Source organism: Tropicimonas sp. S265A (assembly GCF_049800835.1).
In the GTDB taxonomy this organism is placed as follows: domain Bacteria; phylum Pseudomonadota; class Alphaproteobacteria; order Rhodobacterales; family Rhodobacteraceae; genus Dinoroseobacter.
In genome coordinates this window covers 299,297-313,178 of sequence record NZ_JBNAFU010000001.1, presented here as the reverse complement: position 1 = coordinate 313,178, position 13,882 = coordinate 299,297, and the positions used below count along the sequence as shown (strand labels likewise).

The 13,882-nt window shown below is 63.2% G+C and carries 15 protein-coding genes and 1 tRNA gene; 6 read left to right on the top strand and 10 right to left on the bottom strand.

Features of this window, described 5'->3' with window-relative positions; genetic code table 11:
• Positions 1 to 36 precede the first annotated feature (36 nt).
• A complete protein-coding gene (locus ACP15N_RS01575) occupies positions 37 to 363 on the bottom strand; it encodes a HesB/IscA family protein (RefSeq protein ID WP_425091587.1) in 327 nt (108 codons plus the stop codon).
• A 51-nt stretch (positions 364 to 414) separates the two neighbouring features.
• Between ACP15N_RS01575 and ACP15N_RS01570 the strand changes: the two genes are divergently transcribed.
• The 6 genes from ACP15N_RS01570 (at position 415) to scpB (ending at position 7,003) form a co-directional block, all read left to right on the top strand.
• On the top strand, positions 415 to 1,611 hold the full coding sequence (locus ACP15N_RS01570) for a deoxyguanosinetriphosphate triphosphohydrolase (protein WP_425091586.1): 1,197 nt from the start codon (positions 415 to 417) through the stop codon (positions 1,609 to 1,611).
• Positions 1,612 to 1,712: 101 nt separating this feature from the next.
• Complete coding sequence (argS, locus tag ACP15N_RS01565) at positions 1,713 to 3,458, top strand: arginine--tRNA ligase (protein ID WP_425090460.1); 1,746 nt, start codon at positions 1,713 to 1,715, stop codon at positions 3,456 to 3,458.
• A 98-nt stretch (positions 3,459 to 3,556) separates the two neighbouring features.
• Entirely contained in the window at positions 3,557 to 4,474 is a 918-nt protein-coding gene (locus ACP15N_RS01560) for an SPOR domain-containing protein (protein WP_425090459.1), read from the top strand.
• A 16-nt stretch (positions 4,475 to 4,490) separates the two neighbouring features.
• Positions 4,491 to 5,489: a glycoside hydrolase family 3 N-terminal domain-containing protein gene (locus ACP15N_RS01555; RefSeq protein WP_425090458.1), complete on the top strand. Its 999-nt coding sequence runs from the start codon at positions 4,491 to 4,493 to the stop codon at positions 5,487 to 5,489.
• 54 nt (positions 5,490 to 5,543) lie between these two features.
• Positions 5,544 to 6,338 (top strand): segregation and condensation protein A, encoded by a 795-nt coding sequence (locus ACP15N_RS01550; RefSeq protein WP_425090457.1) that lies wholly within the window; start codon positions 5,544 to 5,546, stop codon positions 6,336 to 6,338.
• Positions 6,335 to 7,003 carry an SMC-Scp complex subunit ScpB gene (gene scpB, locus ACP15N_RS01545; RefSeq protein ID WP_425090456.1) on the top strand — a complete coding sequence of 223 codons (669 nt, stop codon included), beginning with the start codon at positions 6,335 to 6,337 and terminating at the stop codon, positions 7,001 to 7,003. The genes ACP15N_RS01550 and scpB overlap by 4 nt, the downstream gene beginning before the upstream one ends.
• Here scpB and ACP15N_RS01540 read toward each other — a convergent pair.
• From ACP15N_RS01540 to ACP15N_RS01500, 9 genes are all read right to left on the bottom strand, one after another.
• A complete protein-coding gene (locus tag ACP15N_RS01540) occupies positions 6,979 to 8,133 on the bottom strand; it encodes an MFS transporter (RefSeq protein ID WP_425090455.1) in 1,155 nt (384 codons plus the stop codon). The genes scpB and ACP15N_RS01540 overlap by 25 nt on opposite strands.
• 6 nt (positions 8,134 to 8,139) lie before the next feature.
• Entirely contained in the window at positions 8,140 to 9,237 is a 1,098-nt protein-coding gene (locus ACP15N_RS01535) for a 2'-deoxycytidine 5'-triphosphate deaminase (protein WP_425090454.1), read from the bottom strand.
• Between the two features lie 81 nt (positions 9,238 to 9,318).
• Positions 9,319 to 9,395: transfer RNA gene (locus ACP15N_RS01530), tRNA-Pro, on the bottom strand.
• A 52-nt stretch (positions 9,396 to 9,447) separates the two neighbouring features.
• The gene (locus tag ACP15N_RS01525; protein WP_425090453.1) at positions 9,448 to 10,176 is read right to left on the bottom strand and encodes a MerR family transcriptional regulator; all 729 of its coding nucleotides are present in this window, start codon (positions 10,174 to 10,176) and stop codon (positions 9,448 to 9,450) included.
• A gap of 65 nt (positions 10,177 to 10,241) precedes the next feature.
• On the bottom strand, positions 10,242 to 10,544 hold the full coding sequence (gene ihfA, locus ACP15N_RS01520) for an integration host factor subunit alpha (protein WP_425090452.1): 303 nt from the start codon (positions 10,542 to 10,544) through the stop codon (positions 10,242 to 10,244).
• Positions 10,545 to 10,653: 109 nt separating this feature from the next.
• Entirely contained in the window at positions 10,654 to 11,628 is a 975-nt protein-coding gene (locus ACP15N_RS01515) for a beta-ketoacyl-ACP synthase III (RefSeq protein WP_425090451.1), read from the bottom strand.
• Positions 11,621 to 12,766 (bottom strand): phosphate acyltransferase PlsX, encoded by a 1,146-nt coding sequence (gene plsX / locus ACP15N_RS01510; RefSeq protein ID WP_425091584.1) that lies wholly within the window; start codon positions 12,764 to 12,766, stop codon positions 11,621 to 11,623. The genes ACP15N_RS01515 and plsX overlap by 8 nt, the downstream gene beginning before the upstream one ends.
• 63 nt (positions 12,767 to 12,829) lie before the next feature.
• On the bottom strand, positions 12,830 to 13,036 hold the full coding sequence (gene rpmF, locus ACP15N_RS01505; protein ID WP_425090450.1) for a 50S ribosomal protein L32: 207 nt from the start codon (positions 13,034 to 13,036) through the stop codon (positions 12,830 to 12,832).
• A gap of 232 nt (positions 13,037 to 13,268) precedes the next feature.
• Complete coding sequence (locus ACP15N_RS01500; RefSeq protein ID WP_425090449.1) at positions 13,269 to 13,832, bottom strand: YceD family protein; 564 nt, start codon at positions 13,830 to 13,832, stop codon at positions 13,269 to 13,271.
• Between the last annotated feature and the right edge of the window lie 50 nt (positions 13,833 to 13,882).

Here is a 13,882-nt window from a genome sequence, read left to right as displayed (position 1 = left end):
GAAGTTGATCGTGTAAGGCTCTGCTATTGCAGTGTTTTACATCGAAAAGCTTGTTCCGCAACCACAGCTGGAGCTTGCATTCGGATTCTCAATCGTGAACCGGGCGCCGATCAGTTCTTCGGAAAAATCGATCACGGCGTTTTCCAGAAACGGTAATGACACAGCGTCGACCACCACTTTCTGGCCCGCGCCTTCAAGAACAAGGTCTTCGTCTGCCGGATCATCCAGTTTGATGTCGTACTGAAAGCCGGAGCAACCGCCGCCTTCGACGGCAACGCGCAGGGCTTTGGCCTCGCCCGCATCCGCGTTGATCTCCGCTAACCGCGCGAACGCGCGCTCGGTCACTGTGGGAGGCAGGGTCAAGGTCATTGTCGCACCATCGCTGTTATTCATGTCACACTTGCAATATAAGACCTGAAAAAACAGGCGACAAGAACGGGCACCAAGATGAGAGCGGTCTACGCATGCGATCCGACGGCCTCGCGCGGGCGGCTGTACCCTGAAAGCGAAAGTGATTTTCGGTCCTGTTTCCAGCGGGATCGCGACAGGATCATCCATTCCAGCGCGTTTCGAAGGCTCAAGCACAAAACGCAGGTGTTTGTCGAACACGAGGGGGATTACTTCCGCACCCGTCTAACCCACTCGATCGAGGTGGCGCAGGTTGCGCGGACAATCGCCGGGACGCTTGGTCTGAACGCTGAACTTACCGAAGCTGTCGCGCTTGCGCATGATCTCGGGCACACCCCGTTTGGTCACACGGGCGAGGATGCGCTCGATGCGCTGATGATCCCCTTTGGCGGATTTGATCACAATGCGCAGGCCCTCAGGATCGTGACGCGGTTGGAACGGCATTATGCCGAGTTCAACGGGCTCAACCTGAGTTGGGAGACGCTCGAAGGGATTGCCAAGCACAACGGGCCGGTGACTGGCGATCTGCCCTATGGCCTGGTCGAGGCCAATGCGGCTTTCGATCTGGAACTGGGCACTTATGCAAGCGCCGAGGCACAGGTGGCAGCCCTGTCGGACGACATCGCCTATAACAATCACGACTTGCTGGATGGGTTGCGCGCCGGGCTGTTTTCCGAAGGTCAGCTCGCAAGCCTGCCGATTGTCGGGCAGGCGTTTGACGAGGTCGATGCGCGCTACCCCGGACTGGAGGCAATCCGTCGCCGGCATGAGGCGCTGCGCCGCGTGTTCGGTGTGATGGTGAGCGATGTCATCGCGACCTCGCAAGCCCATCTGGCAGAGGCGGCGCCCGACAGCCCCGAGGCCGTTCGGCACCTCGGCCATCCCGTTGTGGCGTTTTCGGATGCGTTGTTTGCCCAACTCAAGGAAATCCGTGCGTTCCTGTTCGAGCACATGTACCGCGCCCCAGAGGTGATGGAGAAGCGCGCCGAAGTGACCCGTGTCGTGGAGGCTCTGTTCCCCCGGTACATGGACGAGCCGTCGCTTTTGCCGGTGCGCTGGCAGCCCGAAATAGGTCTGGCCCAAGGCAAGACTGCGCTGGCGCGGATCGTGGCCGATTACGTGGCGGGAATGACGGACCGGTTTGCGTTGCAGGAGTATGCGCGCCTGTTCGGGTCGCCGCACAGAACCCATGCGCCGCTCTAGACCGGGTGTGGTCGTGGCCGGTGTTTCGATTTGACTGCACGGAACGCTTTTGCGACACCCCGCTGTGCGGCCCTTCGGTCGCTCGCTGACCAGGACACGATATGAACCTCTTTGCAGATATGCGCGCGGTCGTGATCGACGCGCTGACCGCCATGCAGGCCGACGGGACGCTGCCCGACGGGCTCGATTTCCGCAACGTTGCAGTGGAGCCGCCGCGCGATGCTGCGCACGGGGATATGGCGACGAATGCCGCCATGGTTCTGGCCAAGCCTGCAAAGGCAAAACCACGCGACATCGCGGATACGCTCGCGGCGAAGCTGCGCGCGGACGCGCGGGTCGAAGTGGCCGAAGTGGCGGGACCGGGTTTTCTGAACCTGCGGCTCGAAACGGGGGTCTGGCAAGGGCTTGTGCGCGGGATCCTCGCGCAGGGTGCCGGGTACGGACGCTCGGACCTCGGGGCCGGACAGAAGGTCAATGTCGAATACGTGTCGGCCAATCCGACAGGGCCGCTGCATGTGGGGCATACCCGGGGCGCAGTGTTCGGCGATGCTCTGGCCAGTCTTCTGGAGTTTGCGGGGCACGAGGTCACACGCGAGTACTACATCAACGATGGCGGCGCGCAGGTCGATGTGCTCGCGCGGTCTGTCTACCTGCGCTACCTCGAAGCCCACGGGCAGGAGGTCGCGTTCGAAGATGGCACCTATCCCGGCGATTACCTGATCGCGGTGGGCGAGGCCCTGAAGGAGAAGGTCGGCGCAACCTATGTCGACCAGCCCGAAGAGGCGTGGCTGGCGGACGTGCGCGGTTTTGCAACCGATGCGATGATGGACCTGATCCGGGCCGATCTTGCGACGCTGGGGATCAGAATGGACACGTTCTTCAGCGAAAAGGCGCTCTACGGGACGGGTCGCATCGAGTCCGCCATCGCCGATCTGGAGGCAAAGGGCCTGATCTATACCGGCACGCTGGAACCCCCGAAAGGCAAGGTGCCCGAGGATTGGGAGCCGCGCGAGCAGACCCTGTTCAAGTCCACCGCCCATGGTGATGACGTGGACCGACCGATCAAGAAATCCGATGGCAGCTGGACCTACTTCGCGCCTGACATCGCCTATCATTTCGACAAGATCGAGCGGGGGTTTGATGCGCTGATCGACGTGTTCGGGGCCGATCACGGCGGGTATGTCAAGCGGATGAAGGCGGCGGTGCGCGCTTTGTCGGACGATCGCGTTCCGCTTGATGTCAAGCTGACGCAGCTTGTGCGGCTCTACAAGAATGGCGCGCCGTTCAAGATGTCCAAGCGGGCAGGGACCTTTGTGACCATGCGCGATGTGGTGGACCAGGTGGGACCGGACGTGACGCGGTTCGTTATGCTGACACGGAAGAATGACGCGCCACTCGACTTTGATTTCGACAAGGTGCTGGAGCAGTCCAAGGACAATCCGGTTTACTACGTGCAGTATGCGCATGCCCGCGTGTGTTCGGTGCTGCGCAAGGCGCGTGAGCTCGGCATGGACGTGGAGGATGCGACGTTGCAGGCCGCGGATCTGTCCGGCATGTCTGATCCGGCGGAGTTGAAACTTGCGCGCACGCTGGCAGATTGGCCGCGCCTGGTGGAAATCGCCGCAAAAGGGCACGAGCCTCACCGCATCGCCTTCGCACTTTATGACATTGCCTCCGATCTGCACGCCCTTTGGAACAAGGGTAACGACACGCCGGCCTTGCGGTTCGTGCAGGAGGGTGACTCGCAAGCAACACAGGCGAAAATCGCACTCGCGCGGGCCACGGCGGTTGTTATTTCAAACGGTCTTGGTATCCTTGGCGTCACTCCGGTGGAAGAGATGCGCTAGGCCGAAGAGCCTGACCAGAATGCGCGCCGCCATTGAGAGTTTGAGCAGTCAATGACGTTCCCGCAGTCCACCTCGGGAGCGCGCATAGAGGCAGGACAATGACCGTTTACGATTCTCACCCCGATGGGGCTTATGGCGCTTATCCGGGCGCAGAAATGACGTTCACCGAGATCGACGAAGCGCCGAAGGGCGGCGTGACCACATGGCTTGGCGGGCTTGCCTCGCTGGCCTTGATGGGCGGGCTTGCCCTGTGGTCCTACGATCTGGTGTTGCGTGATGTGGCCGGTGTTCCCGTCATCCGTGCGCTGGACGGCCCGATGCGCGTGCAGCCAGAAAACCCCGGCGGATCGCAGGCCGATTACCAGGGTCTGGCCGTCAATCAGGTGCAAGCGGACGGCATCGCCGCAGAAGCGCCTGCGCAGATCATGCTTGCGCCGCGCCCGCTGGACCTGAGCGATGCCACGCCGCCATCGAACCAACTGGCGGAACTTCCTGCTGGTGCGCAATCCGAAGCTCAGGTGATGCAGGCGGTCTACGCCCCGCAAACACCCGAGCCTGCCGATACGGGCCTGGCTGTCGAAGCGCTGCTGAGCGAGATTGTGGCGGGCGAAGACGCGGTTGCGGACATAGTTCCCACCTCGGTTCCGGGGGTCGCGCTATCACCGCGCCCGCCTGCGCGCCCTGAAGGCGTCCATATGGCCAGCCTGTCAGCAGCCCCCGCAGCCGCAGAGGCGACACGCGGGTTTGTCGATCCGGCCACGCTGACGCCGGGAACGCGCATGGTCCAGTTCCGCGCCTACCAGAGCGCGGCTGAGGCCGAGCAGGCCTGGCAGGCCATCGACGCGCAGTTCGGCGATTTCATGGACGGCAAATCGCCCGTCATCCTGCCCTCCAGCGATGGGACGACGACGTTCTACCGGCTCCGCATGACCGGGTTCGAGGACATGGCGGAGGCACAGAGGTTCTGCTCAGTTTTCCTTGCGGCTGACCGGGACTGCGTTCCCGTCCAGTTTTGAGATGGCCGCGCCCGGCGTGAGGCCTTACATCCTTGGATGTGCCGGGCTGGAGGTCTCAGACGCAGAGAAGGCATTTTTTCGTGAGGCCCAGCCTTGGGGCTTCATCCTCTTTGCCCGCAATGTCGACACACCGCAGCAACTGCGCACGCTCTGTGCCACTCTGCGGGACAGTGTGGGCTGGCACGCGCCGATCCTGATCGACCAGGAGGGCGGGCGCGTGGCGCGAATGCGGGGCCCCCATTGGCGTGAGCACCTGCCGCCGCTTGATCTTGCGCGGTGCGCCGACCCGGTGCGCGCGTTCTGGCTGCGCGGGCGATTGCTGGCCGAGGATCTGCGCGGGGTCGGCATCGACGTCAACTGCGTGCCGATGCTCGATATCGTCCGGCCGGACACGCATCCGATCCTGAAAAACCGGTGCTATGGCGCGGACCCTGCAACGGTTGCGCAACTGGGGCGCACACTGGCTGAAGCGCATATGGCTGGCGGCGTTCTGCCGGTGATGAAGCACATGCCGGGCCACGGATTGTCGACCGTGGACAGCCATCTCGATCTGCCGCGCGTGACAGCGGCGGCATCCACCTTGCGAGATGTTGATTTCCAGCCCTTTTCCGCCTTGAGCGACCTGGCGATGGCGATGAGCGCGCATGTTGTCTTTGAAGCCTTCGACCCGGCCCGCCCGGCAACGCAATCCCCGATCATGATTTCGATGATCCGGGAGGAGCTTGGGTTTTCGGGCCTCTTGATGACGGATGATATCTCCATGCAGGCGCTGTCGGGCAGTGTCGTGGAGCGGGCGCAGGCCGCCCTGGCGGCCGGGTGCGACATGGTTTTGCACTGTAACGGCGATCTGGCGGAGATGCAGGCGATTGCGGGCGCGCTCGGGCCAAGTCCCGAGCCGTCGCGCGCCCGCGCGCAAGCGGCCCTTGCGGCCCGCATTCCGCCGGACCAAACACCAACCCCCGTTGACATCGCAGCCTGCGCGGCGGAACTTGAGGCCCTTGAACGCACGGTCTAAGATCTGGCCTCCGCGCGCGACAGATTTCACCCGAAGGACCCGACGCCCCCCGCGATGACAGAAGAACCCTGGGATCAGCCTGCACGCGTCAGCGTGGAAGAACGTCTCGCCGCCGAGGCCCTGATCGTCGACGTCGACGGGTTCGAAGGCCCGCTGGATCTTCTGCTGCAACTGTCGCGTACCCAGAAGGTGGACTTGCGCAAGGTCTCTATTCTGGCGCTCGCCGAGCAGTATCTTGCCTTTGTGGAGCAGGCCAAGAAGCTGCGCATCGAGCTTGCCGCGGATTACCTTGTGATGGCGGCCTGGCTGGCCTTCCTGAAATCACGTCTTCTGCTTCCCCCCGATCCGTCCGATGACGGCCCCTCGGGCGAAGAGCTTGCCGCCCATCTTGCCTTTCAGCTTGAACGGCTTGAGGCAATGCGCAATGCCGCGGCCCAACTTATGGCGCGAGACCAATTGGGTCGCGATTTCTTTGGCAGGGGGCAGCGAGAGGAGGTCACGCGGTCGCGCAAGGTGACCTACACGGCCACGCTGATCGACCTGATGCAGGCCTATGCCCGCACGCGGACCAAAGACGAGTTCCGCCCGTTCGTCATGGACCGCGACAGTGTTCTGACACTGGAGCAGGCGCTGGAGCGGATGTCGGGCCTGATCCGATTTGCCGGCGACTGGACGGAGCTTGCCTCCTACCTGCCGGATGGCTGGACGCTGGATCCCAAGCGCCGCCGCTCCGCGACCGCTGCGACCTTTGCCGCTTCGCTGGAGTTGGCCAAGGCAGGCCGCATCGAAATCCGCCAGGGGGACACTTTCGCCCCGATTCAGATAAAGAGAAAACCCGACGCCACATGACCGACACGCCTGAGCCGACAAAGGGTGAGATGCCCGAGAATGACAGCCTCTTCGAGGCGCCGCCCATGGGCGAACAGGAGCGCATGGTCGAGGCGATCCTGTTTGCCACCTCGGAGCCCGTCACCGTGCGCGAACTGCACACGCGGTTGCCCCACGGATGTGACGCGACCGAAGCGCTGGCGCATCTGCGCAGACGCTACGAAGGGCGCGGGGTGGCCGTGGTGAAGGTCGGAGATGCCTGGGCGATCCGAACCGCGCCAGACCTTGGGTTCTTGATGCAGAAGGAAACGGTCGAAGTCCGCAAGCTGAGCCGAGCCGCGATCGAGACGCTGGCGATCATCGCCTACCATCAGCCGGTCACGCGGGCCGAGATCGAGGAGATTCGTGGCGTTTCCGTCAGCCGGGGGACACTTGACCTGCTGATCGAACTGGAATGGGTGAAGTTCGGGCGCCGCCGCATGACACCTGGTCGGCCCGTCACGTTCGTGGCCACGCAAAGCTTTCTGGACCATTTCGGTCTCGAGTCCGCGCGCGACCTTCCCGGATTGTCGGATCTGCGCGCCGCCGGCCTTCTGGAAAGCCGCCCTCCACCCGGGGAGCCGGACCCCAACGCTGGCGAAGAGGGAGATGCAGACGAAGATCAGTCGGAGATGTTCGACGAGTAAGGCGTGCGCCACGCGCCGGGCCAACCGGCCTCCACGGCAAGGTAGATCAGCAGAAACGCCGACAGGACCGGCAAAGGGGCAAACCCGAGCGCGGCAAAGACCACCCCTCCGAGAGCTGCGCCCAGAAACACCATGATGTAGGTGATGCAGCTGTTCAGCCCCAGGATTGCGCCGCGCTGGTTCGGGTCAAGCGCTGTAAGCCGCCCGACGGCCAGGTTCAGTCCCAGGTGCTGCGTGAACCCCCATAGGAACGCGAGCGCCAAAAGCGCCGCAAAGCTGGGTGCAGCATAGCTCATGCCAAGATAGAGCAGCACGTTGAACGCAAAGAGCGGGCGCGCCGTGCGCGCGGCCCCGAGCCTGTCAATATACCGGTCCAGAAACGTGGTAAATCCAAAGCCCAGTCCATAGATCAGCGGCACGAGGCCCGCCGCTGCCGTGGACCGTCCCAGCGTCTGGGTCACATGCGTGCCGATATATGTGTAGGTCAGATAGAACCCGAGCATCAGCGCGCCTATCATCGCCAGACCGCGCCCTATGCCCGGTACGCGCAAGCCGCTCAACGGAGACGTGGCGCGCCCGCGCGGCGCAGTGAACCGGGTGCGCAGCAAGCCGAGCATGACCAGCGCGGCCAGCGCGGCCAGCGCAAGGAACATCGTCCGCCAGCCCAGCAGGTCCGCGCCAAAGGCCGCCACGCTGACACCGGCCACGAGGCTCAGGGTCCAGCCGCTCAGCACGAGGCCCATTGTCTGTGCTTCTTTGCCAGCCGGCGCCGCATGGGCCGCAAGCGCGTACGCCGAAGGGAGCGCCACGCCCGTTGCCACGCCCAACACCATCTGCGCGCCCAGAAACACGACCAGGTCGGGCGCGAGGCCGGCGCAGGCGAACCCGACGGCCAGAAGCCCAAGTGCCGCGCGCAGCGATCTGTCCGCGCCGACGCGGTCCGCCTGCGGCGCAAGCACCAGTGCAGAAAGAGCGGTGGCGGCCCCGTATAGGGCCGCGCCAAACAGAACCTCTCGTGCGGTCGCACCGGGCAGGCCCAACGCCACCGCAGACGCAATTGGCGACAGCATGAGCGCTGTCACCCCGACAATGCCCACGGACAAGAGCAGAAGCAGGATCGGCCGGGTCATGCGGGCTCAGCTGCGGAAATGCTTGGACAGCTTCAGGCCTTGGCCTTGGTAATTCGACGCGATTTCAGATCCATAGAGGACATTGGGGCGCTTGCTCATGCGTTCGTAGACCAAGCGGCCGACGATCTGGCCATGCTCCAGAACGAAGGGAGCCTCGTGGCAGCGTACCTCCAGCACCCCGCGTGACCCCGTGCCGCCCGCATGGGCATGGCCGAAGCCCGGATCGAAGAAGCCTGCATAGTGCACGCGGAATTCTCCGACCATTGCCAGGTAGGGGGCCATTTCGGCAGCGTAATCGGGCGGAATATGCACAGCCTCGCGACTGACGAGGATGTAGAACGCGCCCGGGTCCAGGATGATCTGCCCATCGTCTGAGTGGACCTCCTCCCAGTAGGCTGCAGGGTCGTAATGGCCGATTTTATCCAGGTCGATCACGCCGGTATGGGGCTTGGCACGATACCCGACGAGCGTGCCACGCTCGGGTTTGAGGTCGACCGAGAAGCCCAGCCCATCGTCTATGTGCGCAGGGCCGGACACAAGACCGTCGGTTTCATGCAGGTTGCGCAGCATCGCATCGTCCAGCCGCGCTTCGCCTGTGCGAAACCTGATCTGGTTCAGCCGCATCCCCGGGCGCACCAGAACGGAGAACGATCTCGGGCAAATCTCGGCATAGAGCGGGCCGGAGTATCCCGGTGCAATCCGGTCGAATTCCGCGCCGCCATCGGTGATGGTGCGGGTCAACAGGTCAAGCCGCCCAGTGGAGCTTTTGGCATTGGCCACGGCCTGTATTCCGGCGGGCAGGTCAAGCCGTTCCATCAGCGGGACGACGTAGACACAGCCTTTCTCCAGAACTGCGCCGCCCGACAGGTCAACGCGGTGCATTTCGAACGCATCGAGACGATCTGCGACCGTGCGCCCCTGTCCGGCTAGAAACGAGGCGCGCACGCGGTAGGCGGTGGTGCCCAGACGCAGATCGAGGCTCGCGGGTTGAACCTGCGCTTGCGTGATAGCGGGGTCCGCTGACAACGCCCCCGTGCCGATCATGTCGCGCAGCAAGCTGTCTGGAAGAACGCCGGGCGTGAGCGTGGTGTGATCAAACGGCATGGCGGGCCCCTGTTAGCGACCGCCGGGTGCGGTGGCGGGGTCGGTCGCCTGCGCGGATCACTGTGTCGATATGTTGTAAATTGGTCGGGCTAGCAGGACTCGAACCTGCGACCTTCCGTCCCCCAGACGGACGCGCTACCAGGCTGCGCCATAGCCCGACACTGACGCGTACATACTGGTTTCTGCGGCAGGAGCAAGACGATTTTCGCATCAACCCTCGGGGTCCGACCCCGTGGTCGGGGGGGCGGATGCCAGCTGGTCCCGCAAGGCCTGCAGGTTGGCGCGATGCTGGACCAATGCCTGCCTTAGGTCCGCAGCCGTACCATCGCCAGGCAGCGCCGTCATTGCGCGCAAACGGGTCAGGGCCGCGGTGCCAACGGGGCTCGGGCCGGGCAGGGACGCGGCAGGCCGTGCATCCGGTTGGTCCGGGTCCGATCCTGGCGGAACAGATGCTGGCGCGGCCGCTGCGGTGAACAGCCCCATCTGGTCGTCTTCGACTTCCAGAACTGTGTCGGTCTGATTGCTTGCGGCCGCAACACCCTCAGGGACCTTCGCGACAACCTGCGGAGACGGTGCCGTGCGTGGCAGGTCCACGATATTGGCGTCCGGCGGCTCGGGTGGGGCAGCAGGCGAGGTCGGTGGAGGCGCATCATCGGTTTCTGCCACGTCGCGATCAGCCAGCCCTGTGACGTGTTTGACGCCCTTTTCGCGCAGCACCTTCTGCACGCCTCGGATCGTCACGCCATCGTCGTGCAACAGCACTCTGATCCCTGCCAGCAAAAGCATGTCAGACGGGCGGTAGTATCGGCGACCGCCCGCGCGCTTGACCGGTTTGACCTGTGGAAACTTGCTTTCCCAGAACCGCAGCACATGCGTGGGCACGCCAAGCCAGTCGGCAACTTCGCTGATCGTGCGAAAAGCGTCTGCGGATTTCGCCATGCCCGGTCCTTTTAGCCTCTGCTCAGCCCGGCTTGTCTGACCCGGTTACGGGTCGGCCGGCGTTTTTAGCCGCGATTGCCGTTGGCAACGCGATCTTTCATCAGGTGGGACGGTCTGAAGGTCAGCACGCGGCGCGGGTGGATTGGCACTTCTTCACCCGTCTTGGGGTTCCGTCCGATCCGTGCGGACTTGTCCCGGACGCTGAACGTACCGAAGGACGAAATCTTTACGCTTTCGCCGCGCACAAGGGCATCGGACATGTGCTGCAAGATGCTTTCGACGATCTGGGCGCTTTCATTGCGGGAAAGACCTACTTCGCGGAACACGGCATCGCTCAGATCCATGCGGGTTAGTGTCTTGTTGGCCATGATACCTCCACCTCGTAGTTGGCGAGGTTATGCGAGGGTCGAAATCCGAGTCAATATCAAGGGCTTGCCAATGGACGCTCATCACGTGCGAAAACACGCAAAAAGGCGCTCACCAGCGCATGACCACCGATCCCCACGACAATCCGCCGCCGATCGCCTCGGTTACGATCACGTTGCCGGGTATGATCAGACCCTCCGACACGGCTGTTGAGAGGGCGAGGGGAATCGATGCCGCCGAAGTGTTGCCGTGGTTCTGGACTGTCACCACGACCCGGTCCATCCCCACGCCCATTTTCTGCGCGGTGCGGGTAATGATCCGCAGGTTTGCCTGGTGCGGAACGACCCAATCAACGTCCTCGGCGGTCAGCCCGGCCTTCTCGAGCGAGGTATGGGCCGTCTGTGCGAGCTTTTCGACAGCGTGACGGAAGACCTCTTTGCCTTCCATCTTCAGAACGCCGGTTGTCTGGGTCGCCGATACGCCGCCATCGACATACAGGATATCGCGGTGCCGTCCGTCCGAGTTCAAGTCACTTGCCAACACGCCGCGGTCCGCCGGGGTGCCGTCACCCTCGGCGGCTTCGAGGACCAGCGCGCCTGCGCCATCGCCAAACAAGACGCAAGTCGACCTGTCCGTCCAATCCATGATCCTGCTGAATGTTTCGGCTCCGATCACCAGAACCCTGTTGGCCTGACCCGAAACGATAAGGGCCGTTGCGTTCGCCAACGCAAAGACGAAGCCCGCGCACACAGCCTGCACATCGAACGCAAACCCTTTGGTCATCCCGAGGCGCGCCTGCACCATCGTTGCAACTGACGGAAAGGTCAGATCCGGGGTGGAGGTCGCCACGACGATACCGTCGATGCTGTCAGCCGCGATCCCCCCCTGCGAGAGGGCGGCCAAAGCTGCATGTGTTGCAAGGTCAGAGGTTTTCTCGTCTTCGGCGGCGAAATGGCGGCTTTCAATCCCGGATCGCGTTCGGATCCATTCATCCGATGTCTCAAGGGACTTTTCGAATTCGGCGTTGGGAACCACCCGTGCGGGCAGGTAATGCCCCACACCACATACCACCGCCCGTCTAACCATTCTGCCCGCTCGGCTCCTCTTGGGATGCTTTTGCGGCAGTTTCGCGCGCCTGCACCGAAGAGGCAACCCGTGCCGCCAATCGTTCGGTGAATCCGGTTTTGGCTAGTTCGAAGGCCAGTTTGATGGCCGCAGAAACGCCCGTGGCATCCGCGGAGCCGTGCGATTTCACGACCGTGCCGTTGAGCCCCAGAAAGACACCGCCATTGACACGGCGAGGGTCGATCCGCTTGCCCAGTCGACGCAGGGACGTCAGCGCCAGAAGGGCCGCGATGCGTGACAGCGGTGTTTTCTTGAACGCTTCGGTCAGAAAGTCCTTGATCAGCGCCGCCGTGCCTTCGGCAGTCTTGAGCGCGATGTTGCCGGTATAGCCATCCGTCACGATGACATCGACGCGGTCGGACGGAATATCGCCGCCTTCAACGAACCCGACGAAATCGTAATTCGCGTGGGACGCGTTTTCCGACATCAGGTCGTGCGCGGCCTTGAGTTCCGCGCGGCCCTTGTGTTCTTCGGTTCCGACATTCAGCAATCCGACCCTTGGGTTTTTCAAGCCAAGGCCATTGCGGGCATAGGACGCGCCCATGAGCGCGTATTGCAGCAAATCCTGTTCATCTGCGCGAATATCCGCCCCGACATCCAGCATCACGTTGAACCCGCCGGGGTTTCGCGAAGGCCAGAGGCACGCAATCGCGGGTCGGTTCACACCCGGGGCCTTGCGCAGCCGTACCATGCTCACCGCCATCAGTGCGCCCGTGTTGCCGCACGAGACGCATACCGACGCCTCGCCATTGCGCACCGCGTTGATGGCCGACCACATCGACGTGTTCTTGCCCGAACGCATCACCTGACTGGGCTTGTCGCTCATCTTGACAACGTCTTCGGCGTGCCGGACCTGAACACGGCCAGCCAAAATCTTGCGCCTGGCGACCAGCCGCTCGATCTCGGGCTTGTCGCCATGAACTATGAAAGCGATTTCAGGATTCTTCGCTGCGGATTTGGCCAGCCCGGCAACAATCGCCGCCGGCCCCAGATCGCCACCCATCGCATCGACGGAAATGACGACTCCATCCAGCTTGGGATGGTCGGACGGGGCCTCGGGGCCAGGCTGCGCCGGGGCGGACTCGTCTGGCAAAGCCATCGAAGAAGCCGCGTCGGCCATGCAAACCTACCTAGTTCGTGCGAAAAGTCTTGTGCGCGCCGCTCAGGCCGCGTCGTCTTCCAGATCGATCTCGTCGGCCTGTGCAATCACTTCGCGATCGGCATAGTGGCCGCACGCACCGCAGACGTGATGGGGGCGCTTCAACTCGCCGCAGTTCGGGCACTCGTTGGGGTTGCCCGCCACCAGTGCATCGTGGGACCGGCGCATGTTGCGGCGCGACTTCGTGATCTTGTTCTGAGGGACTGCCATGTCTCAACCTCGGGTCAGGCGGGGTTTCCCCCGGATTTTTCGTGTTACGGCTGCGCCGAAAGCGGGACACGCAGCACATTCGGACCTGCGTGGAAACGAGGCCGGGAACATACTGCGATTCTACTAGGGCGCAAGTGTTTTTCTGCGCTGCATTTATCCCGCTCTCCTAAGCCCCGCAAGTGTTTATGGAAAATCAATTGCAGGATGTCGCTTGCAGACCCACGTCGCAAGATCACGTGTCCTTGGGGCCGTCCACCAGCTTCAGTTTGGCCAGCGCCGCGAACGGTTTGGCGTCATCATCTGTCATCGCCTTTTTGCCGGGTTCGGTCACCTGTGTATCGCCGACCCCTGCATTCTCCGTCCGGGGATACTGCGGCAGCGCAAGGGCCAGTTCCTCGGCCATGATCGCGTTCAGATCAAGCGTCGCGGGCAGCGGCTCGCTCGAGGTGTCTTCGGGCATCTCCACCTCAGCCCCTACCGGGGGCTCCCAGGATGCCAGAAAGACACGTTCGACCGGCTCTTCGATACGCGTGGTCACGGGCTCCAACGTCACGACGCAGGGCTGCACTACGGTCGCGCCCAACCGTGCCGACAAACGCCAGTCGGCCTTGCCGGTCGGGGTGATCTCGCCGACAAGGGTAAGCTTGCGCAGATCCGTAAGCTTAAGTTCCTGGGCGAGGGTGCGATTGGACTCTTCCGCCGGCCTGAGATGAAATCGGGTCGGCTTGCGCTTGGGCAGATCGGCGAGACGCAACACGAGACTGGGGCTTGGGGCGGGTTGCGTGGGCGATGACATAAAGAGGCTCCTGTAGGTGTCACATCGTCAGCGCGCGCCCAGAACCAAGA

What these genes read in the sequence shown, in the direction of transcription:
- argS (WP_425090460.1), top strand. Translation starts at nt 1,713, where the DNA reads ATGAACCTCTTTGCAGATATGCGCGCGGTCGTGATCGACGCGCTGACC.
- ACP15N_RS01560 (WP_425090459.1), top strand. Translation starts at nt 3,557, where the DNA reads ATGACCGTTTACGATTCTCACCCCGATGGGGCTTATGGCGCTTATCCG.
- ACP15N_RS01550 (WP_425090457.1), top strand. Translation starts at nt 5,544, where the DNA reads ATGACAGAAGAACCCTGGGATCAGCCTGCACGCGTCAGCGTGGAAGAA.
- scpB (WP_425090456.1), top strand. Translation starts at nt 6,335, where the DNA reads ATGACCGACACGCCTGAGCCGACAAAGGGTGAGATGCCCGAGAATGAC.
- ACP15N_RS01540 (WP_425090455.1), bottom strand. Translation starts at nt 8,133, where the DNA reads ATGACCCGGCCGATCCTGCTTCTGCTCTTGTCCGTGGGCATTGTCGGG.
- ACP15N_RS01535 (WP_425090454.1), bottom strand. Translation starts at nt 9,237, where the DNA reads ATGCCGTTTGATCACACCACGCTCACGCCCGGCGTTCTTCCAGACAGC.
- ACP15N_RS01525 (WP_425090453.1), bottom strand. Translation starts at nt 10,176, where the DNA reads ATGGCGAAATCCGCAGACGCTTTTCGCACGATCAGCGAAGTTGCCGAC.
- ihfA (WP_425090452.1), bottom strand. Translation starts at nt 10,544, where the DNA reads ATGGCCAACAAGACACTAACCCGCATGGATCTGAGCGATGCCGTGTTC.
- ACP15N_RS01515 (WP_425090451.1), bottom strand. Translation starts at nt 11,628, where the DNA reads ATGGTTAGACGGGCGGTGGTATGTGGTGTGGGGCATTACCTGCCCGCA.
- plsX (WP_425091584.1), bottom strand. Translation starts at nt 12,766, where the DNA reads ATGGCTTTGCCAGACGAGTCCGCCCCGGCGCAGCCTGGCCCCGAGGCC.
- rpmF (WP_425090450.1), bottom strand. Translation starts at nt 13,036, where the DNA reads ATGGCAGTCCCTCAGAACAAGATCACGAAGTCGCGCCGCAACATGCGC.
- ACP15N_RS01500 (WP_425090449.1), bottom strand. Translation starts at nt 13,832, where the DNA reads ATGTCATCGCCCACGCAACCCGCCCCAAGCCCCAGTCTCGTGTTGCGT.